The following is a 17,455-nucleotide window of genomic DNA, read 5'->3' as shown; positions in this document are numbered from 1 at the left end:
CTTCTTTTTTGGTCTCGTCGTTGTCGTAGATCACCGGGTCGATATCCACTCGAACCCATTTCTTGTCGTCTTTTTGCAAGTACTCATGAGCCATGTCGGTCTTTTTCCAGAGCTTGACCGAGCAACCCGGAAGCATGGCCTCCAGCTCAGTGTTCAGGGCGATGCGCTGAAAGGTTTGCCTGTAGGTTTCCGCCGAAGGTACCCTGTCGATGTCAACGGCGTTCATGAAGTACCGGTTGCCTGCCAACGGTTTGACGTGATCAAAATCAGTTTTTCCTTGGACCATCAGCCCGAGCATGGTTTTCAGGATGTTTTCTGTGGATATCTGCGGTCTACCGATGGTCACCTGCTTTGCCACAGCATCAAGACCTGCCAGTTTGGCCATCTGTCCTACGAACACCAAGCCGGCTGGCCCGGCCTGGAGGTTTTCCTTGTGAACCACCTTGGATATGCCCATGCTCATCGCCCCATCACCTATTGGGTGAGTTTGTAAAGTTGCTGCGTCGACGAGAGAACATATCGAATTAATTAATTATAATCAAGAACGCTCTGTATTGTAACTGTATGATGAATGTAACACCTTCACGGACTCAGGTTTTGATGTCGAGAATTCCGATACGGAAGATCGCTTTCTCATGCTCGGAATGAGCAGTAAGGCGAGAGTTTTGCTTGTGTGCCACTGTGAGCGAGATGCGGAAAATACTTTACGCATCATTTCCGCACGGAAAGCAACTGCTAACGAACGTAAACACTATCGAGGTGGGCGGTCATGAAAGCCGAATACGATCTTTCAAAAATGCGTTCCCGCAAAAACCCCTATGCCTCTGAACTCAAAAAGTCGGTGACCATGCGCTTGAGCGAGGATGTCATTGCCTACTTCAAAGACATGGCTGATAAGGAGGGGATTCCTTACCAAAGCCTGATCAATCTCTACCTCAGAGATTGCGTGGCTCGGCATCGAAAACTCGATGTCAGTTGGACCTCCAATTCCTGATGCTATTGACAAGGAACAGCAAGTGAAGGCCCGGCTTCCCAGGAAGCCATAGGGTTAGTTCCAACGCCGAAAAAACTTGGCTCCGTTCGTCCTCGTGTCGCCTCGAATCAAAAAATCGTGTTTCGGGAAATCGCTGGTGCTGTTGGCGACGACTTCAAGGTAATGTTTGAAGTCGATTCTCTTTGTAAAACAGAACCTTAAATGCTGTAGGCGTTCTCATTCGGTCCTTTTGGGTTTGTTTTTTTGCTTCCAAAAGACACCGCATCTTGCGTTTTTCCCCTCCTAATCGTCCTTGGATCATGGTCGCGCGGGCTTGTTTTTTAACTGGTTGCGATATTTTTCTTCTTTTATTTCTGATTGCTACGAGTTGATGTCCATTCACGACACGGACAGCCACCCCCTTCATTCCGTCCTCTCCTCTTGTGTTTTTCGAAATTTCGTTTCAAATGGCTTCTCCTTTTCGACTCCCTCGGACGTCGCGTGTGGCGACGTCAAGACCCCTTGAATGACAGGTGGTTGTCTTTTGGGTGTCGAGCGTTCGGCACTTTTATTCCGGGACGATCTTCCGGAGAATCACGAGGCCAACTCATGGAAGAAATCATGGAGATGGACAGCGAGCCTCCCGCTCTATTGCGCGACGCGGGCATCGGCTCTGGACCGGAGTCCGGGTTCACCGGACTGCTGGACGGCGTGATCGGCCAAACATTCGGCCGTTCCTGGGGTGGATTTGCAACACGCAAATCCACAAAACCTTCCTTCCCCCTTAATCCTCGCTCCGCGGCTTTTCTGGCCAAACATTACCCCCATACCAAGCCCGGCCAGTGGAACGACTGGCGCTGGCAGTTGAAGCAGCGGGTCACCTCTCTTGAGGAACTGGAGCGGAAGCTCGTGCTTTCCGACGCGGAGCGCGAGGCTCTGCGCCCGGGTGGGAGCATGCTGCCCATGGCCGTGACGCCCTACTACCTCAGCCTGGCGGATGCCCGGGACGCCGCCGACCCCTTGCGGCGCTGCGTGATCCCGACCATGGCCGAACATCATGTCCTTTCTTGCGAGCAGGGCGATCCGCTGGCCGAGGAGCACGACAGTCCAGCGCCGGGGCTGGTCCATCGCTATCCGGACCGGGTGCTCTTCCTGGCCACGGACTTTTGCTCCACCTACTGCCGGTACTGCACCCGCTCCCGGCGCGTCGGACAAGGGACGGAGCACGGCCAAGCTCGGTGCCAAACCCGGTGCCGAATTCAGGGCCAGGGGACGGATCTGGGCCCGGACCGCTGGGAACCGGCCTTGCGCTACATCGCCCGCAATCCCGTGGTGCGCGACGTGCTGATTTCCGGCGGCGATCCCCTGACCATGACGGACCACGCCCTGGAGTACCTGCTCCAGCGGCTGCGGGCCATCCCGCACGTGGAGATCATCCGCGTCGGGACGAAGGTCCCCATGGTTCTACCTCAGCGGATCACCACCGCCCTGGTTCAGATGCTCAAACGCTACCACCCGCTTTTCGTGAGCATCCACTGCACCCACGCCGACGAGCTGACCCCGGAGGCGGCCGTGGCCTGCGGCCGGTTGGCCGATGCCGGCATCCCCCTGGGCGGGCAAACCGTGCTGCTCCAGGGGGTGAACGACTCCGTGCCCGCGCTGACCGGCTTGTTTCAAGGCCTGCTGCGCAACCGCGTCCGGCCCTATTACCTCTACCAGTGCGACCAGGTGGTGGGCACGAGTCACTTCCGGACCCCGGTAACCAAAGGCCTGGAAATGATTCAGGGTCTGCGCGGCCACACTTCGGGCTACGCCGTGCCCCATTTCGTGGTGGACCTGCCCGGCGGCGGAGGCAAGACGCCGCTGTGTCCGGAGTATCTCCGGGGACGGGACGGGGAGGACCTGGTGTTCAAGAACTTCGAAGGGGCGACGTTCCGCGTGCATGATCCGGAGCCGTTGGTCTCGCGGGAAACAGGAGGAGCGGCATGAAAATCGGCCTGACCTACGATCTGCGCCGGGACTATCTGGCCCAGGGCTATACGCTGGAACAGACCGCGGAGTTCGACAGCCCGGAGACCATTGAGGCCATTGAGGCCGGGATTCATTCCATGGGCCTGGAAACCGAGCGAGTCGGCAATCTGGACGAGGTGATGCGCGCCCTGACCGCTGGGCGGCGCTGGGATTTGGTGTTCAATATCGCCGAGGGGCTACGTGGTTTCAGCCGTGAGGCCCAGGTTCCGGCCCTGCTGGAGGCGCACGGGATTGGGTGCACTTTCTCTGATCCGCTGCTGCTGGGCCTGTGCCTGCACAAGGCCATGACCAAACGGGTGCTTCGGGACCTGAAGCTGCCCACGCCGGATTTTGCTCTGGTGGAGTCATTGGCCGATCTGGAGTCCGTGAACCTGGCGTTTCCCTTGTTCGCCAAGCCCGTGGCCGAAGGCACCAGCAAGGGCGTGGAGTGCTCCAGCCTGATTCACACACGGGAAGAGCTGTTCCGGACCTGCGCGGACCTGCTGCGTCGCTTTGACCAGCCGGTGCTGGTGGAGCGCTTTCTGTCCGGCCGGGAGTTCACCGTGGGCATTGTCGGCACGGGGAAGCGGGCCAAGTCCCTGGGAGTGATGGAAGTGCTGCTTCTGGAAGGCGCGGACCGGTTGATCTACTCCCAGGACAACAAGGAAGAGTACGAGGAGCGGGTCCGCTACAGGTTGGTGGGAGGCGAGGAAGGAATCTCGTTGTCCCTGCTGGCCCTGGAAGCCTGGCGCGGACTGGGAGCCCGGGACGGCGGACGGGTGGACATCCGCCTGGACGAACACGGCGTAGCCAATATTCTGGAAATCAACCCGTTGCCCGGCCTGCATCCCATACGCTCGGATCTGTCCATTCTGTGCGGCTTCCAAGGCATCGCCCACCGGGATCTGATCCGGATGATCATGGAGTCGGCCCTGGAGCGGCTGGAGGTGCAAAAAGAGGCGTCCGGCCAAGTTCTGGGCCAAGTTCTGGGCCAAGACCCGGGCCAAGGGATCGTATCCACTGTCCGGCTTGCGCCGGACTCTTTCCATCCCCGGGAACTTGGTGACGCACCAGAAGTGGATATGGGAGAGTACGATCAGCCGCTGGTCCGGGTCGCATGAAAATCCTGGTGGCGCACAGCCCGCTGAAAGAGGCGGCCTCGCTGGACGACGCGGATGTTTTGGCCCAGGTCCGGGCCCTGGCCGAGGCCGCGACCCGGCTGGGCCATCACGTGCAGGTCCGGCCCTGGCCCGACCTCGCGCTCACGCCCGGCGCTTTTTCCAATGGCCCTGGCCCATTCCCGGACGTCGCGGCGGATCTGGTCGTCAATCTGGTGGAGAGCATTCAGGGCTCGGCCCGGCACGTGCATCACGTCCCGGCCGTCCTGGCCCGGCACGGTCTGCCCAGCACGGGCAGCCCGGCCAGGGCCCTGGAGCGCTCCACCAGCAAGCTGCTGGCCAAAATCGATCTGGCGGAGGCCGGGCTGCCCACGCCGGTCTGGCTGGACCACCAGGGCCGAGGCAACGCGGTCTTTCCCGGCACGTACATCGTCAAATCCGTCTGGGAGCACGCCTCTCACGGCCTGGACGCGGACAACGTCCTGACCGTCAACGGTCCGGAGGAACTCAGGGCCGCCATGGGTGAACGACAACGAAATCCGGGCGGGGAATGGTTCGCCGAGGCCTATGTTCCGGGCCGGGAATTCAATCTGGCCCTGCTGGCTGACCCCGACGCGGACGAAACGCCGGTTCAGGTTCTGGCCCCGGCGGAGATCCGTTTTTTGGACTTTCCGGAGGACCAGCCCCAGGTGGTGGGCTTTCGGGCCAAATGGCTGGAGCAGAGCTTCGAGTACCGGAGCACTGTGCGGGAGTTGGAATTTCCAGAGCGGGACGCGCCACTGCTGGCCGAACTGAGCGGGCTGGCTCTGGACTGCTGGCGGGCCTTTGGCCTTGCGGGGTACGCCCGAATCGACTTTCGGGTGGACTTTCGGGCAGATAAGAGAGGGCGTCCGTGGATCATCGACGTCAACGCCAACCCCTGTCTGTCTCCGGACGCCGGGTTTCAGGCCGCGCTGTCGGCCTCGGGCCTGACCTTCGACGCTGCGGTGGACCGTATCTTCCGGACCGCCGCGGTTCCAAAGGAGGCCGCATGAGCGACCTCGTCACGCTCCGCCGCGGGGTCCGGGCCGCGGACATCCCGGCCATTGCGCACATGGCCGAGGCCACGGGCTTCTTCACCGCCGAGGAGGTGGCCGTGGCCGCGGAACTGGCCGAGGAACGCCTGAACAAAGGCCCGGCCAGCGGGTATCATTTTCTGTTCGCCGAGGACGCGGCGAACGGTCTTCTGGGCTACGCCTGCTTCGGCCCCATTCCCTGCACGATTTCCAGCTTTGACCTCTACTGGATCATCGTCGATCCGCGTCGCCAGGGTCACGGCCTGGGTCGGCGCCTGATCCAGGCGACCGAAGCCGAAATCCCGGCCCTGGGCGGAACCAGGGTCTACATCGAGACGTCCTCCCGCGAGCTCTACCAACCCACGCAGCGGTTCTATGAACGGTGCGGCTACGCCCAGGTAGCCGTGCTCAAGGACTTTTACGCCCCGGGGGACGATAAGTTGGTATATAGCAAAGTCCTCTTCGCGGATCGGTGCGGTAGCTGATTCAGCGCCGGGATTTTCTCCGGCTGGATGAACGCAGTCCGCGGAAATCCCGGTTACGGTAGGTGGTCATCACTGCCCCGTCAGGGGAGCAGACGACCTGGACGCCTTCGTAGGCGGAGAGGTTGATGCCGTGTTTGTGGCACTGCTCGACTTCCTTGCGGCCGATGACGCTGATGGCCGCGCCGCGGGTGTGGACGATCCGCCCGTACTGCAAGGCGGCTTCCACGGCGTCGGAAGGGATGCCCCTGGCGGTCATCCGCTGCCAGGCGTGCCGGGTCAGCGGGGCCCGGGATGCCTGAGGGGCGCGGGAGTCCTGTCGGGAGGGACGGTTGAGGGTTGGCTGTCGCATGAGCGCCTCCTTCATGGTTGAGGGTGGGCATTTCGTGTTCAGCCTGCACCCTCAACCATGCAAGGATTGTGCTCAAAAAAGCCTACCCAGCGAGCAAGTCCAGCAGGGCGTTGAAGGTCCGGCTCGGGCGCATGGCCGCGTTCGCCAGGTCATCGTCCGGGCGGTAATACCCGCCGATGTCCACGGGGCGGCCCTGAGCCGCCAGCAGTTCTTCGGTGATCCGAGATGCATTCTCCTTCAACTTCGCGGCCAGGGGAGCGAATACGGCCCCAAGGGCCGCGTCTTCCTGGTGCCGGGCCAGTTCCTCGGCCCAGTACAAGGCCAGATAAAAATGGCTGCCCCGGGTGTCGATCTCGCCGCTTTTGCGGGAAGGCGATTTGTTGCTTTCCAGGAAGCGGCCGTTGGCCCTGTCCAGGGTGTGCGCCAAGATTTTGGCTCCGGGATGGCCCGCCGCGTGGCCCAGGTGCTCCAGGGACGCGGCCAGGGCCAGGAACTCGCCCAGGGAATCCCACCGCAGATGGCCTTCGGCCAGGAACTGCTGGACATGCTTGGGCGCGGACCCCCCGGCCCCGGTCTCGAACAGTCCGCCGCCGTTGATCAGCGGGACGATGGAGAGCATTTTCGCGCTGGTGCCCACCTCCAGGATCGGAAACAGGTCCGTGAGGTAGTCCCGGAGCACGTTGCCGGTCACGGAAATGGTGTTCTCCCCGGCCCGCATCCGCTCCACGCTGAGCTTGGCGGCCCGGGTCGGCGCCATGATCCGGATGTCCAGGCCGGTAGTGTCGTGCTCGGGCAGATAGTCCCGGACCTTGGCGATGAGTTCGCGGTCGTGGGCCCGCCGGTCGTCCAGCCAGAAGACCGCGGGCCAGCCCGTGGCTCGGGCCCGGGTCACGGCCAGCTTGACCCAGTCGCGAATCGGAACGTCCTTGGTCTGGCAGGCCCGCCAGATGTCCCCCCGCTTCACCTCCTGCTCCAGGAGCACTTGGCCGGAGGCGGCCACGATCCGGATCAGGCCCTCTCCAGGGGCCAGGAAGGTCTTGTCGTGGCTGCCGTATTCCTCGGCCTTTTGGGCCATCAGGCCGACATTGGGCACCGTGCCCATGGTCGTGGGATCGAGAGCCCCGTGAGCCTTGCAGTCGTCGATTACGGCCTGGTAAACCCCGGCATAGCTGCTGTCCGGAATGACGAATTTGGTGTCGTGCGGCTTGCCGTCCGGGCCCCACATCCGGCCCGAGGTACGGATGGCCGCGGGCATGGAGGCGTCGATGATCACGTCGCTGGGTACGTGCAGGTTGGTGATGCCCTTGTCCGAGTCCACCATGGCCAGCTTCGGCCCTTTGGCCAGGGCTTCTCGGATGTCCGCCTCGATGGCCGCCCGCTGGTCTTCCGGCAGGGTGGCCACCTTGGCCAGAAGGTCGCCCAGGCCGTTGTCCGGAGTCACGCGCAAGGCCGCGAGGGTCTCGGCGTGCTTAGCAAAGACCTCCTGGAAAAAGACGGAAACCACGTGGCCGAAGATCACCGGGTCCGAGACCTTCATCATCGTGGCCTTCAGATGCACGGAAAAGAGCAGGTCCTGGTCCCTGGCGTCGGCGATCTGCTCCGCGAGGAACGCTCGCAAAGCGATGCGGCGCATCACCGCGGCGTCCACAATGTCCCCCACGGCCAGGGCCGTCTCGGCCTTCAAGGTCGTCGCCCCGCCGTTGGGGGACACGAATTCGATCCGGGCCTTCCCGGCCGTTTCCTCGGAGATGATCGTTGATTTCTCGCTGGAGCACAGGTCCCCTTGCTGCATGGTGGCCACATGGGACCGGGAATCCGCGGACCACGCGCCCATGGAGTGGGGATGCTTCCGGGCGTAGTTCTTGACCGAATCCGGGGCCCGGCGGTCTGAATTGCCCTCCCGGAGCACCGGGTTCACCGCGCTGCCCTTGACCGCGTCGTACCGCGCCTTGATCTCAACTTCCTCGTCCGTCTTCGGCTCCTCCGGATAGTCCGGCAGGTCGTAGCCCTGGCCTTGCAGCTCCTTGATCGCGGCCTTGAGCTGGGGGATCGAGGCGCTGATGTTCGGCAGCTTGATCACGTTGGCCTCGGGCTTGCGCACCAGGGCGCCCAACTCGGCCAGATCGTCGGGGATGCACTGCTCGGACGTCAGCCGCTCCGGAAACTTGGCGATGATCCTGCCCGACAGGGAAATATCCCGTGTTTCCACGCCGATTCCGGCCGCCCCGGCATAGGCCGTGACCACGGGCAGGAAGGAGCGCGTGGCCAACCCCGGGGCCTCGTCGACAAGGGTGTAGATGATCGTTGCCGTTGCTGGTTTTTCCGTCATATTCCGTACTCCTGAATAGATTCGTTTTGACGTGCTTCGACTGGGCGATGAAGAAAAAAGTCGCGACGGGGACGCTCTATCGGTTCCGTCGCAAAGGGCCGGATGTACATGACCGGGAGGCGGTTGGAAAGTTGAAAGGTCGCGGTGTCGAGCGCAGCGTGATGTTTCGTCACTCGCTCAGTCCGTGAAGCAGGTCACCCAGGCCATGTCCCCCTGGGGGGCGAGCAGGGCCGCGGGGAGGGCGCTTCGGGGGTTGGTCAGGGCTTCCTGAAACGCGGGCTGTTTTTTGCTCCCGGTGACCAGGGCCACGGTGGAGCGGGCGTGGTTGAGCACGGGCAGGGTCAGGGTGATGCGCGGGATGTTCGGCTCCATGCCCGGCTCGGGCACGTGGATGACCCAGCACTTGCGCTCGTCCAGGGCCGGTTTGCCCGGAAACAGGGAGGCCACGTGGCCGTCCGGGCCCATGCCCAGGAGCACGAGGTCGAAGCGGGGGAAGTTCGCGGCGGCTGACTCCACCTCCGAGGCGAACAGTCCACGCAGGGTCTGTTCATAGTCCTGGGCCGATTGTTCCGGCGAGGGGCGGTCCGTGGGCATGGGGAAAATTTGCTCCTCGGGAATGGGCAGGCTGGACAGCAGCCATTTCCGGGCCAAACCAAAGTTGCTCTCCGGGTGATCCATGGGGACAAACCGCTCGTCTACCCAGCAGACGACCACCCGCTCCCAGGGAATGTCTTTGGAAAGGCCCTCGGAGCCGGAGCGGAGCAATTCGAAGAGCTTGATGGGCGAGCGCCCTCCGCTCAAAGCAATGGTGATCCGTTGTGAGCCGGGCACGCGTAGCACGGTGGCGATGCACCGGGCCGCATGGGCGTAGGCTGCTTCGACGTTCGGAAAATCATGGACCGTGTCTCGGGAAATCATCCGTCCTCCTCATGGCTTCATACCGTGCGTGTTCGATTCGTCGTCCGTCTTTGGTCAAATATCCGCTTTGCACTGGAGCATCAACACGAAACGATTGAAAAACAATCGTCTTCCAGTTAGATGAAGCCATGCCAGTAGCGAGCATCCTCTTTTTGGCGCCCACTTCCGTGGTCACCCCGCTCTTTCAGCCTATCAAACGCGCCGGTCTGGACGTGGGAATGGCCGAAACCATCCCCGGAGCACTGAAGTTCATCCAGCGTCAGCAGCCGATTCTGGTGTTCTGCCGGGACCGGCTGACCGGGTTTCAGGCCGAGGACCTGCTTCGTGCCATGCAACACGCCGGCGACCCCATGCCGCCGGTGATCATTTTCACGGACAACGGTTCGGCGGAGGACGCCAAGCGGTTCATGGATCTGGGGGCCAGGGACTATTGGCTGGAGCCATTGCTCTGGGACAAGGTTCGCACCCTGCTCACGGCTCCGTCCGAGGCCAAGCCCAAAGAGGCCCAGAAACCGACTCCTGATGCGTCTCGGGCCGACCCGGAAAGCGCGATCATCGGCGGGCATCCCACCATGAAGCGGGCCCTGGCCCTGGCTCGCCAGGTGGCCCGTTCCAAGGCGACCATCCTGATTTCCGGCGAATCCGGAACAGGTAAGGAAATGTTCGCCAGGTTCCTGCACAACTTCAGCGACCGTTCGGCCCAGCCTTTTATTGCCGTGAACTGCGCGGCCCTGCCGGAACACCTTCTGGAAAGCGAACTGTTCGGCCACGAAAAAGGGGCCTTCACCGGGGCGATCACCCGCAAACTGGGCAAGTTCGAGCTGGCCCACGGCGGGACGATTCTTTTGGATGAAATCTCGGAGATGGACCTGGGCTTGCAGGCCAAGCTGCTCCGGGTCTTGCAGGAAGGCGAACTGGACCGGGTCGGCGGCAGCGAAACGGTTCCCGTGGACGTGCGGGTCCTGGCCACCACCAACCGTAACCTGGCCGCTTCCGTGGAGGCCAAGGAGTTCCGCCAGGATCTCTACTACCGTCTGAACGTCATCCCCTTGCGTTTGCCGCCCCTGCGCGAACGCGGGGAGGACATCCAGCTTTTGGCCGATTTTTTCGTCGGCCGATTCGCCAAAATGTACTCCCTGGGCGAGATCAGCATCAGCCCGGAAGCCCGCCAGTGGCTCACGGAACACGACTGGCCGGGCAATGTCCGCGAACTCCAGAACCTGATGGAACGGGCCGCGCTGCTCTGCGGCGGCGCGGCCATTGAGCCGAGGCACTTTCTTCTGGATGAAAGCGGCGATTGGCAGGAGCAAGCCGTCGGGAATGATCTGAGGAGCTTTTGCGCTGAAGAGCCGCGAAGCGAGCCCTGTGCCGAGGCCGAATACGAGGACGATACCGAAATGGAAGTCGAAGTCGGAGATGCTGGAACCGCCGGAGTGGACAGATCCTCGGACGCGACGACTCTGGACATTTCCGACGCCCAGCGGCCGATTCTGCCGCTGCACGAGGTGGAACGGCAACTGATCTTCAAAAGCCTGGACCACACCGCCGGCAATCGGACCCAGGCGGCCCTGCTGCTGGGGGTGTCCGTGCGCACCTTGCGCAACAAACTCAACGAATATCGAAAAATGGGACTCCAGGTCCCCTGAACGGATGGAGGAAAACAGCATGCCCGAAGCGACGACAACAGAGTCCAGCGCCCTGGCTCCGCAAATCCAGGCTTATCTCCAACGGTCCTCCTGGATCCGAAAAATGTTCGAGACCGGCGCGGAACTCAAGGCCCGGCACGGCGTGGACGCGGTCTGCGACTTCAGCCTGGGCAACCCGGACCTCTCCCCGCCGGACGCGGTGTTCGAGGCCCTGGAAGATTTGGCCCGCCGGGACCAGCGCTTCGGATACATGCCCAACGCCGGGTATCCCGAAGCCCGGGCCGCTCTGGCCGCCTTTCTGTCCCAGGAACAGGGCGTACCCGTCTCGGATCAGGACGTGATCCTGACCTGCGGCGCGGCCGGGGCGCTGAACAGCTTTTTCCGGGCCGTTCTGGAACCGGGAGATGAAGTGCTCTGTCCGTCTCCGTTCTTCGTGGAATACGGCTTTTACGCCGAAAATCACGGCGGCAAGCTCCACCCCGTGCCCACGAACCCGGACGACTTCAGCCTGGACCTGGACGCCGTGGCCGCGGCCGTCGGTCCCAAGACCCGCGTCGTGCTGATCAACACCCCGAACAATCCTTCCGGACGGGTCTACGCCCAATCCGAACTGCACGCCCTGGCCGAACTGCTGCGGTCCAAGAGCCGGGAAACGGGGCGGATCATCTATCTGCTTTCGGACGAACCCTACCGCTTCCTGACCTTTGACGGCCATCCCGTGCCCTCGCTCCTGCCCCTGTACCCGCACACCGTGGTGGTCAGCTCTTTTTCCAAGAGCCTGGCCCTGGCCGGCGAGCGCATCGGCTACGCTCTGGTCAATCCGACCATGCCCGGCAAGGCGGAACTGCTGGCCGGTCTGACCCTGACCAACCGCATCCTGGGCTTCGTCAACGCCCCGGCCATCGGACAGCGCCTGATGCAAAAGGCCCTGGGCGCACAGGTCGACGTACAGCTCTACGCCCAACGACGCACGGCCATGGCCGAAGTCCTGGAAGGCGCGAACATCCCCTTTTTCAAGCCCCAGGGCGCGTTCTACTTCTTCCCCAAGGCCCCCGGCGGCGACGACGTGGCCTTTGTCCAGGCCCTCCAGGAAGAACTGATCCTGGCCGTCCCCGGCCGCGGCTTCGGCACCCCCGGCTACTTCCGCCTGGCCTTTTGCGTGGACGAAACCGTCATCCGCCGCTCCGCCGAAGGATTCAAGCGGGCCGCGGCGAAGTTCAAGTAAGGATTCAGCACGGTGAAAGGAAGCGGTTCTGGAGAGTAGTCGCATCTTTATATCCCAAGATTCGCTGTGAGCTGCGGATACCACTACTCTTTTACGATCATCCTGGCCTGGGAAAATCAGAGATGAACCCGTACCTCAACCAACTCCATTCAATTCTTCAGAACCACCTCCAGGGCCACCCGTCCAGGGTCTATCTCTTTGGCTCCATGGCTACAGGAAGGTTCCGGGACGGTTCGGACTGCGATGTGGGGATTGAGCCGTTGCGAGAACTTCCGGCAGGGCTATTGGCCTCGCTTCGGGAACGTCTGGAGGAAAGCACCATTCCCTTTCCTATTGACGTGGTGGATTTGTCCTCGACGTCCGCTGCTTTCCACGAACAGGTCAAGAAGGACGGCAAGCTATGGATAACCACCCACGGCGCATAGCAACCGCTGAAAAGGCCCTGGTCACCCTGACGGAGCTGATCGGACGGAATCCAGTGGACACGGTTGAGCGGGATGCGGCCATTCAAAGGTTCGAGTATACCTTCGAGGCTGTTTGGAAGGCCGGGCGATCCTACCTGCTGGAGGTGGAAGGCATTGACGCGGCCTCGCCCAAAAAGGTTTTGCGGGAATTGCGCGCAGTGGGGCTGCTTGATGACGAGAAAACAACGTTCGGCCTGGAAATGGTGGATGACCGCAACCTGACGACGCACACCTATCATGAGGGACTGGCGGAGGGGATTTACGAAAAACTGGTCGGCTATGCCGAACTGATGGACTTCTGCCTCAAGGAGATGAAACGCCACAGTCCATGCGACCCAACGAACTCAAAACCATAATTGCCTCCAGCAAGAATTTTCGCACAGCGTCCAAGCCTTGGCTTTTAGCAAAAATTCCGGGAAATTAGCACTTGAGCTGCTTCAAGGCCGCTTCACCGCCGGAGCCAGTTCCAGATGACCTGTCCCGGTCGGCTGAGTCGGTCTGGACAGGTTGGCCTTGATTTCGCGGATGACCTGGAGGCCGTCCACCTGGGCGCCGTGCTTGGTGGTGATGGCGTTAAGCAGGGTTTGCAGCTTCAGGAAGTCCGTTCCCCGGATCATCCCCACCATTCCGCCGAGTACGATGCGGCGCAGGGCCAGTTCCTCGCGGGTGTTCTCCCGGAGCTTTTCGGCCAGGGGCAGCAGCAGGAAGTTGGCCAGGACGATGCCGTAGAGCGTGGAGATCAGTGTGACCGGGATGCTCTTCAGAATCAGCGTCGTGTCTCCCAGCCCCACCAGCATGCCCACCAGCCCGATGACGCTTCCGGCCACGCCGAAGGACGGGGCGTAGATGGCCATGTTTCGAAAAATGCGCTCCATTTCCTCCCGGTACTGCACGAAGGCCTTGGCTTCGGCCTGAAAAACCTCCCGAATCTCCGCCTCGGTATAGCCGTCTTCCAGCATTTCCACGCCGCGACGTAACGGGGGGTAGTCCGGGGCGTTTTCTTCCAGGGCGAGCCGACGGGTGCGTTTGTAGACGTGGGCCGTGCGCAGCAGTTCCTTGACCAGGATTCGCTCCGGCACCGTGTTTTCAGCATAGGCCGCACGCACGCTGCGCCAGGCCCGGCGCAGCCCGTCCGGGCCGCTGCCCAGAAGCGCCGAACCCAGGGTTCCGGTGAACACCACGAGCAGGGCCGTGAGGTTGAAGTAGACCTGGGCCTGACCGGAAAAGAAAAATACGGCGATGAAGCCGGCGAAGCATATTGCCGCTGTAATCAGGGTTCTGCTTTTCATGATGAACTCCTTGGCCGGAGCGATTTGCGCTGGTTGAAGAGGACTGGTTAAAGAGGACTGGATGTCACGTTTGTTGGCGAGGTGCCGGGCCGATCAGGGCTCGATGCGGATCTCCACGCGGCGTTGGAAATGCTCCCGTCCGGACAGTCGTGGCGTCAGGGGGCGTTCGGCTCCGGTGGCCTGGATGATCAGCATGTCCGGATTCAGGCCGGTTTCCCGCACGAAGTGTTCGGCCACCGCGGCGGCCCGCAGAGCCGCGACCTCCCAAGTGCCGGGGTGTCGGGCGCGACCGCCGGAGGAGGGGGCGGCCACTTCCGAGGATGTCCGGGCGTCGTCGGCAAAGCCGGTGATCACCACGTTGCCCTGGGCCAGGGCAACCGTGTGTCCGATTTTTGACAGCAAGGGCCTGGAGCGAAAATCCAACTCGTGGGACAGGGGCGGAAAAAGGTTCTCGCCGAACAGGGAAATGACGATGGAGGCGTCGTCCAGAAGAGCGATGTTCACGGAACGCTCGTGGCCGAGCAGGCGGTCCCGGAGCGCCTCGTAGAGCGGGAGCATGTTCAATTGGGCCGGAGAGGAGGAAACGGTCTGGATGCTCGCCGGAGTGCGATGGCCGATCACCATCCGATCCTTTTCGCGCAGGGAAAAGACGAAAAGCACCAGGAACAGAATGAACATGACCATCATCAGGTCGGACCAGGGCACGGCCCAGGTCACGGACCGCTGTTCCCCCCGTTCCAGGGCGAAATCCGGGATGTTCAAGGGGTGCTGGTGGCCGATCAACTGGCTGTCCATGGGAGTATTTTGCTGGGGCATAGAGGCTCGCTTGTTTTTGCTGATATCTTGCAAGTTCAATGCCCAAGATTCTGCTGGCCTCGCTTCCGTCCAAGCGGCAATTCTTGCCATCAGCTTGCGGGAACGGAACCAAGAGTTGACAGGGCTCGGGCAAGTGGCGGAACGTAGCGGGTCCGACGATCGCTATTTGAAATTCGTAACTACTCAGTACATTTTGTGTCCGATCTTGCTCCGGCAATCGGGGTCGGGGTCGGCGCTTCGCTATCGGATTCGGAATCGAAACAGGAAGAATTTTAACGCATCCCAGCGTTTTCGATCCCGATCCCGATTCCGATTCCGACCCCGGCAACAGAATTACTCTGTGCTGAGTAGTTACATTATGGTTGAAACTCTTCATATCCCAGGGAGGGACCGAAGTGATGAGAAGCAAATCATTTTTCGGAGTATTGCTGATGGTGGGGCTGTTGGTGATGCTGGTGGCCTTTGGTACGGCCGGTGCCCAGGATCAGGGCGAAACCGTGGTCGAACAACCCACGGCCCAGCCCATACAGGTGGTCCCTGAGGAGGAGTCGGTGGCGGAACCGGCGCTGGAGGCGGCAAAGGAGCAAGGCATCCCCGTGTTGGTGGAGCACCAGGGGACCGACCCGGTGGGCATGCGGCTGGCCCTGCACCTCAAGGAGACGTTTCAGAAGTCCGCTCTGTTCCGGCTGGCCGAACCGGATGAAAAGCATCTCAGCCTGCGCCTGGTCACCCGGCCCCAGTTCGCGGAGCGGCCGTATCTCGGCTCGGCCTACGTGCTGGTCTGGCGGTACGTGGAATCCAGGGAGGTACTGGCCTACTATCTGAACGACCGCCTGGGGTTCGTGGACGCGGACGTGGTGGCCCAGGAGGCCGAGGTGCTGGTCGCGGAAACGGATCGGGTCAGGGGGCGGTACGGATATCTGCTGGAGTGAGCGGCGACAACCCTGATTCATCCCGGGTTCGTTGCACAGGACGGGGTCCGTCAAAAACCGGGGCCGTGACGTCCGGTCGGACGCGCACCGAAACACATGGAGAATGTCCGTGATGCCCCTGCCCCATTCCGCACCATGTCCCTGAACACGATCCCATGCGTGATTTTTTCGACCTGAAAAACAACGGCAGCAGCGTTGCCGCGGAAATTGCCGCCGGGACGACAACCTTTCTGGCGTCCATGTACATCATCCTGGTCAACCCGGCCATTCTGAGCCAGGCCGGTCTGCCCTACGCCGCGGTTCTGACCTCCACGGTGCTGGTTTCGGCTTTCAGCAGCATCCTGATGGGCCTGTACAGCAACAATCCGCTGCTGATCGCCCCGGGCATGAGCCTGAACCATCTGTTCGTGGCCGCGGTGGTCCGCTCAGAGACCATGACCTACCAGACCGCCCTGGGCTGCGTGTTCTGGGCCGGGATCGCCTTTCTGCTCCTGCTGGTCTGCGACCGTCGGCGTCGCATGCTGGCCGGAGTGCCGCGGATGCTGCGCTTCGGCCTTGCCGGGGGCATCGGCCTGTTCATCGCCACCCTGGGTTTTCAATCCGCCGGGTTCATCATTATCGAGGATCCGGGTCGGCTGGCCTTGGGCTACCTGGACGCGGCCACGCTGACCTTTCTGGCCGGATTGGCCTTCACCGCGGCCCTGGTGGCCCGCAAGCTGCCTTGCGCCTTTATCCTGGGCGTCCTGGTCACGACCCTGCTGGCCTGGCCCATTGGCCGGTTCTGGGGCCGGACAGCGGCGAGCGGGGAGGCGGTCGACCCTCTTGTGGCCTGGCAGGGCTGGTGGGCCTGGCCGGACCTGGGCCTGATCCTGGAGATGGACCTGCTCGGTCCGCTGTTGCCCGTCCATTGGCCGTTCATTTTCGTGCTGGTCTTTTCCTGTTTTTTTGACAGCTTTTCCACCTGCGCCGGGGTGGGAGAGGCCGGTGATCTGGTGGACGAGAAGGGCGAACCCAGGGATTTGGAGCGCAGCCTGAAGGTCGATGCCGCGGCCGTGGCCATGTCCGGTGCGCTGGGAGTCAGCCCGGCCACCGTGTACATCGAATCCTCCACCGGGGTCCGGTCCGGTGGACGGACCGGGCTGACCGCGGTGGTGGCCGGGCTGCTCTTCCTGCCGTTTCTGTTCCTGTCGCCGCTGCTCTCCCTGGTTCCGGCGCTGGCCACGGCCCCGGTGATGGTCCTGGCCGGGATTTTCATGCTCAAGCCCCTGATCTACGTTCGCTGGGAACGCTTTGACGAGGCCGCGCCTTTTTTCATGGCCATGCTCACCATCCCCCTGACCGGCTCCATCACCCAGGGGGCCGTATGGGGCATTCTGAGCTGGATCGTGATCAAGGCCTCCTGCGGCAAGTTCCGACATATTTCGTGGGTCCTGCTGCTCCTGGGACTCGCGGCCCTGGTGTTGCTGTCCTGGTCCGAACCGTTTCGGCATTGACGAGGAATCCTGCCAAGCCCATCTTATACCAATTCTACTTCGGCAATACGTTTTTCGCTTGAGAAAATGCAGTTATCGGGGTCGGCGTCGGTATCGGTATCGGTATCGGGATCGGGATCGGGATAGAAAACGCTGGGAAGCGTTCATTATTTTTCCTGTTCCGATTCCGATTCCGATAGCGACCCCGACTCCGATTGTCGGGGCAAGGGCGGACACAAAATGTATTGAGTAGATACAGAGAAGCTTTGAATTAGAAATCACTAGTGTCCCAACAATTAATCAAATAAACTTAGCTGCTTACTGTTTGACGTCTGTTCGCTTTCGTAATCATCACATCCAACTATCTGTAATAA

Annotated in this window: 18 protein-coding genes and 1 pseudogene; 12 read left to right on the top strand and 7 right to left on the bottom strand. The window is 61.8% G+C overall.

Annotation, left to right across the window (positions count from 1 at the left end):
* A pseudogene (locus AC559A_RS17670) lies at positions 1 to 457 on the bottom strand (IS1380-like element ISDth1 family transposase); the annotation flags it as partial.
* Positions 458 to 560: 103 nt separating this feature from the next.
* Between AC559A_RS17670 and AC559A_RS17665 the strand changes: the two are divergent.
* Together AC559A_RS17665 and AC559A_RS17660 are read left to right on the top strand one after the other, a co-directional pair.
* A complete protein-coding gene (locus AC559A_RS17665) occupies positions 561 to 773 on the top strand; it encodes a BrnT family toxin (RefSeq protein WP_498819012.1) in 213 nt (70 codons plus the stop codon).
* The gene (locus AC559A_RS17660) at positions 770 to 994 is read left to right on the top strand and encodes a BrnA antitoxin family protein (RefSeq protein ID WP_498819011.1); all 225 of its coding nucleotides are present in this window, start codon (positions 770 to 772) and stop codon (positions 992 to 994) included. Before AC559A_RS17665 ends, AC559A_RS17660 begins: the two co-directional genes overlap by 4 nt.
* A 154-nt stretch (positions 995 to 1,148) precedes the next feature.
* Here AC559A_RS17660 and AC559A_RS17655 read toward each other — a convergent pair whose 3' ends face one another.
* Positions 1,149 to 1,400, bottom strand: coding sequence for a hypothetical protein (locus AC559A_RS17655; protein ID WP_498819010.1), 252 nt, complete (start codon positions 1,398 to 1,400; stop codon positions 1,149 to 1,151).
* Between the two features lie 182 nt (positions 1,401 to 1,582).
* Between AC559A_RS17655 and AC559A_RS17650 the strand changes: the two genes are divergently transcribed.
* The 4 genes from AC559A_RS17650 to AC559A_RS17635 are packed head-to-tail and all read left to right on the top strand — an operon-like array spanning position 1,583 to position 5,641.
* Positions 1,583 to 2,962 (top strand): KamA family radical SAM protein, encoded by a 1,380-nt coding sequence (locus tag AC559A_RS17650; protein ID WP_498819009.1) that lies wholly within the window; start codon positions 1,583 to 1,585, stop codon positions 2,960 to 2,962.
* On the top strand, positions 2,959 to 4,104 hold the full coding sequence (locus AC559A_RS17645; protein ID WP_498819008.1) for a D-alanine--D-alanine ligase family protein: 1,146 nt from the start codon (positions 2,959 to 2,961) through the stop codon (positions 4,102 to 4,104). Before AC559A_RS17650 ends, AC559A_RS17645 begins: the two co-directional genes overlap by 4 nt.
* Positions 4,101 to 5,135, top strand: coding sequence for a D-alanine--D-alanine ligase family protein (locus AC559A_RS17640; protein ID WP_498819007.1), 1,035 nt, complete (start codon positions 4,101 to 4,103; stop codon positions 5,133 to 5,135). Before AC559A_RS17645 ends, AC559A_RS17640 begins: the two co-directional genes overlap by 4 nt.
* Positions 5,132 to 5,641 carry a GNAT family N-acetyltransferase gene (locus AC559A_RS17635; protein WP_498819006.1) on the top strand — a complete coding sequence of 170 codons (510 nt, stop codon included), beginning with the start codon at positions 5,132 to 5,134 and terminating at the stop codon, positions 5,639 to 5,641. Before AC559A_RS17640 ends, AC559A_RS17635 begins: the two co-directional genes overlap by 4 nt.
* 1 nt (position 5,642) lies before the next feature.
* Here the strand turns inward: AC559A_RS17635 and AC559A_RS17630 are convergent, their stop codons facing one another.
* The 3 genes from AC559A_RS17630 to pgl all read right to left on the bottom strand — a co-directional run bounded on the left by AC559A_RS17630 (position 5,643) and on the right by pgl (position 9,237).
* Complete coding sequence (locus AC559A_RS17630) at positions 5,643 to 5,990, bottom strand: DUF4258 domain-containing protein (protein WP_498819005.1); 348 nt, start codon at positions 5,988 to 5,990, stop codon at positions 5,643 to 5,645.
* Between the two features lie 82 nt (positions 5,991 to 6,072).
* On the bottom strand, positions 6,073 to 8,319 hold the full coding sequence (locus tag AC559A_RS17625; RefSeq protein ID WP_498819004.1) for an NADP-dependent isocitrate dehydrogenase: 2,247 nt from the start codon (positions 8,317 to 8,319) through the stop codon (positions 6,073 to 6,075).
* Positions 8,320 to 8,496: 177 nt separating this feature from the next.
* Positions 8,497 to 9,237, bottom strand: a complete 741-nt coding sequence (gene pgl, locus AC559A_RS17620; protein WP_498819003.1) for a 6-phosphogluconolactonase — start codon at positions 9,235 to 9,237, stop codon at positions 8,497 to 8,499.
* A gap of 128 nt (positions 9,238 to 9,365) precedes the next feature.
* On the opposite strand from pgl, the gene AC559A_RS17615 reads away from it, so the two are divergent.
* The 4 genes from AC559A_RS17615 (at position 9,366) to AC559A_RS17600 (ending at position 12,928) form a co-directional block, all read left to right on the top strand.
* Positions 9,366 to 10,883, top strand: a complete 1,518-nt coding sequence (locus tag AC559A_RS17615; RefSeq protein WP_498819002.1) for a sigma 54-interacting transcriptional regulator — start codon at positions 9,366 to 9,368, stop codon at positions 10,881 to 10,883.
* Positions 10,884 to 10,902: 19 nt separating this feature from the next.
* Positions 10,903 to 12,108 (top strand): pyridoxal phosphate-dependent aminotransferase, encoded by a 1,206-nt coding sequence (locus AC559A_RS17610; protein ID WP_498819001.1) that lies wholly within the window; start codon positions 10,903 to 10,905, stop codon positions 12,106 to 12,108.
* 122 nt (positions 12,109 to 12,230) lie between these two features.
* Positions 12,231 to 12,533: a nucleotidyltransferase family protein gene (locus tag AC559A_RS17605; RefSeq protein ID WP_028572851.1), complete on the top strand. Its 303-nt coding sequence runs from the start codon at positions 12,231 to 12,233 to the stop codon at positions 12,531 to 12,533.
* Entirely contained in the window at positions 12,509 to 12,928 is a 420-nt protein-coding gene (locus AC559A_RS17600) for an HI0074 family nucleotidyltransferase substrate-binding subunit (RefSeq protein ID WP_498819000.1), read from the top strand. Before AC559A_RS17605 ends, AC559A_RS17600 begins: the two co-directional genes overlap by 25 nt.
* 81 nt (positions 12,929 to 13,009) lie before the next feature.
* Here the strand turns inward: AC559A_RS17600 and AC559A_RS17595 are convergent, their stop codons facing one another.
* The gene (locus tag AC559A_RS17595) at positions 13,010 to 13,861 is read right to left on the bottom strand and encodes a motility protein A (protein ID WP_498818999.1); all 852 of its coding nucleotides are present in this window, start codon (positions 13,859 to 13,861) and stop codon (positions 13,010 to 13,012) included.
* Positions 13,862 to 13,954: 93 nt separating this feature from the next.
* Positions 13,955 to 14,677: an OmpA family protein gene (locus AC559A_RS17590; protein WP_498818998.1), complete on the bottom strand. Its 723-nt coding sequence runs from the start codon at positions 14,675 to 14,677 to the stop codon at positions 13,955 to 13,957.
* Positions 14,678 to 15,075: 398 nt separating this feature from the next.
* Between AC559A_RS17590 and AC559A_RS17585 the strand changes: the two genes are divergently transcribed.
* Positions 15,076 to 15,609 (top strand): hypothetical protein, encoded by a 534-nt coding sequence (locus tag AC559A_RS17585; protein ID WP_051434680.1) that lies wholly within the window; start codon positions 15,076 to 15,078, stop codon positions 15,607 to 15,609.
* Positions 15,610 to 15,764: 155 nt separating this feature from the next.
* Complete coding sequence (locus AC559A_RS17580) at positions 15,765 to 17,102, top strand: NCS2 family permease (RefSeq protein WP_498818997.1); 1,338 nt, start codon at positions 15,765 to 15,767, stop codon at positions 17,100 to 17,102.
* Positions 17,103 to 17,455: the final 353 nt, after the last annotated feature.

This window comes from Desulfonatronum zhilinae (assembly GCF_900182865.1).
GTDB classification, from domain to species: Bacteria; Desulfobacterota; Desulfovibrionia; order Desulfovibrionales; family Desulfonatronaceae; genus Desulfonatronum; species Desulfonatronum lacustre.
Note: the sequence above shows the minus strand (reverse complement) of the source record. Positions and strands in the feature narration are given on the sequence as shown.

What these genes read in the sequence shown, in the direction of transcription:
- AC559A_RS17590 (WP_498818998.1), bottom strand. Translation starts at nt 14,677, where the DNA reads ATGCCCCAGCAAAATACTCCCATGGACAGCCAGTTGATCGGCCACCAG.
- AC559A_RS17655 (WP_498819010.1), bottom strand. Translation starts at nt 1,400, where the DNA reads ATGAAGGGGGTGGCTGTCCGTGTCGTGAATGGACATCAACTCGTAGCA.
- AC559A_RS17650 (WP_498819009.1), top strand. Translation starts at nt 1,583, where the DNA reads ATGGAAGAAATCATGGAGATGGACAGCGAGCCTCCCGCTCTATTGCGC.
- pgl (WP_498819003.1), bottom strand. Translation starts at nt 9,237, where the DNA reads ATGATTTCCCGAGACACGGTCCATGATTTTCCGAACGTCGAAGCAGCC.
- AC559A_RS17630 (WP_498819005.1), bottom strand. Translation starts at nt 5,990, where the DNA reads ATGCGACAGCCAACCCTCAACCGTCCCTCCCGACAGGACTCCCGCGCC.
- AC559A_RS17580 (WP_498818997.1), top strand. Translation starts at nt 15,765, where the DNA reads ATGCGTGATTTTTTCGACCTGAAAAACAACGGCAGCAGCGTTGCCGCG.
- AC559A_RS17605 (WP_028572851.1), top strand. Translation starts at nt 12,231, where the DNA reads ATGAACCCGTACCTCAACCAACTCCATTCAATTCTTCAGAACCACCTC.
- AC559A_RS17600 (WP_498819000.1), top strand. Translation starts at nt 12,509, where the DNA reads ATGGATAACCACCCACGGCGCATAGCAACCGCTGAAAAGGCCCTGGTC.
- AC559A_RS17595 (WP_498818999.1), bottom strand. Translation starts at nt 13,861, where the DNA reads ATGAAAAGCAGAACCCTGATTACAGCGGCAATATGCTTCGCCGGCTTC.
- AC559A_RS17640 (WP_498819007.1), top strand. Translation starts at nt 4,101, where the DNA reads ATGAAAATCCTGGTGGCGCACAGCCCGCTGAAAGAGGCGGCCTCGCTG.
- AC559A_RS17645 (WP_498819008.1), top strand. Translation starts at nt 2,959, where the DNA reads ATGAAAATCGGCCTGACCTACGATCTGCGCCGGGACTATCTGGCCCAG.
- AC559A_RS17615 (WP_498819002.1), top strand. Translation starts at nt 9,366, where the DNA reads ATGCCAGTAGCGAGCATCCTCTTTTTGGCGCCCACTTCCGTGGTCACC.
- AC559A_RS17585 (WP_051434680.1), top strand. Translation starts at nt 15,076, where the DNA reads ATGAGAAGCAAATCATTTTTCGGAGTATTGCTGATGGTGGGGCTGTTG.
- AC559A_RS17610 (WP_498819001.1), top strand. Translation starts at nt 10,903, where the DNA reads ATGCCCGAAGCGACGACAACAGAGTCCAGCGCCCTGGCTCCGCAAATC.
- AC559A_RS17625 (WP_498819004.1), bottom strand. Translation starts at nt 8,319, where the DNA reads ATGACGGAAAAACCAGCAACGGCAACGATCATCTACACCCTTGTCGAC.
- AC559A_RS17635 (WP_498819006.1), top strand. Translation starts at nt 5,132, where the DNA reads ATGAGCGACCTCGTCACGCTCCGCCGCGGGGTCCGGGCCGCGGACATC.
- AC559A_RS17660 (WP_498819011.1), top strand. Translation starts at nt 770, where the DNA reads ATGAAAGCCGAATACGATCTTTCAAAAATGCGTTCCCGCAAAAACCCC.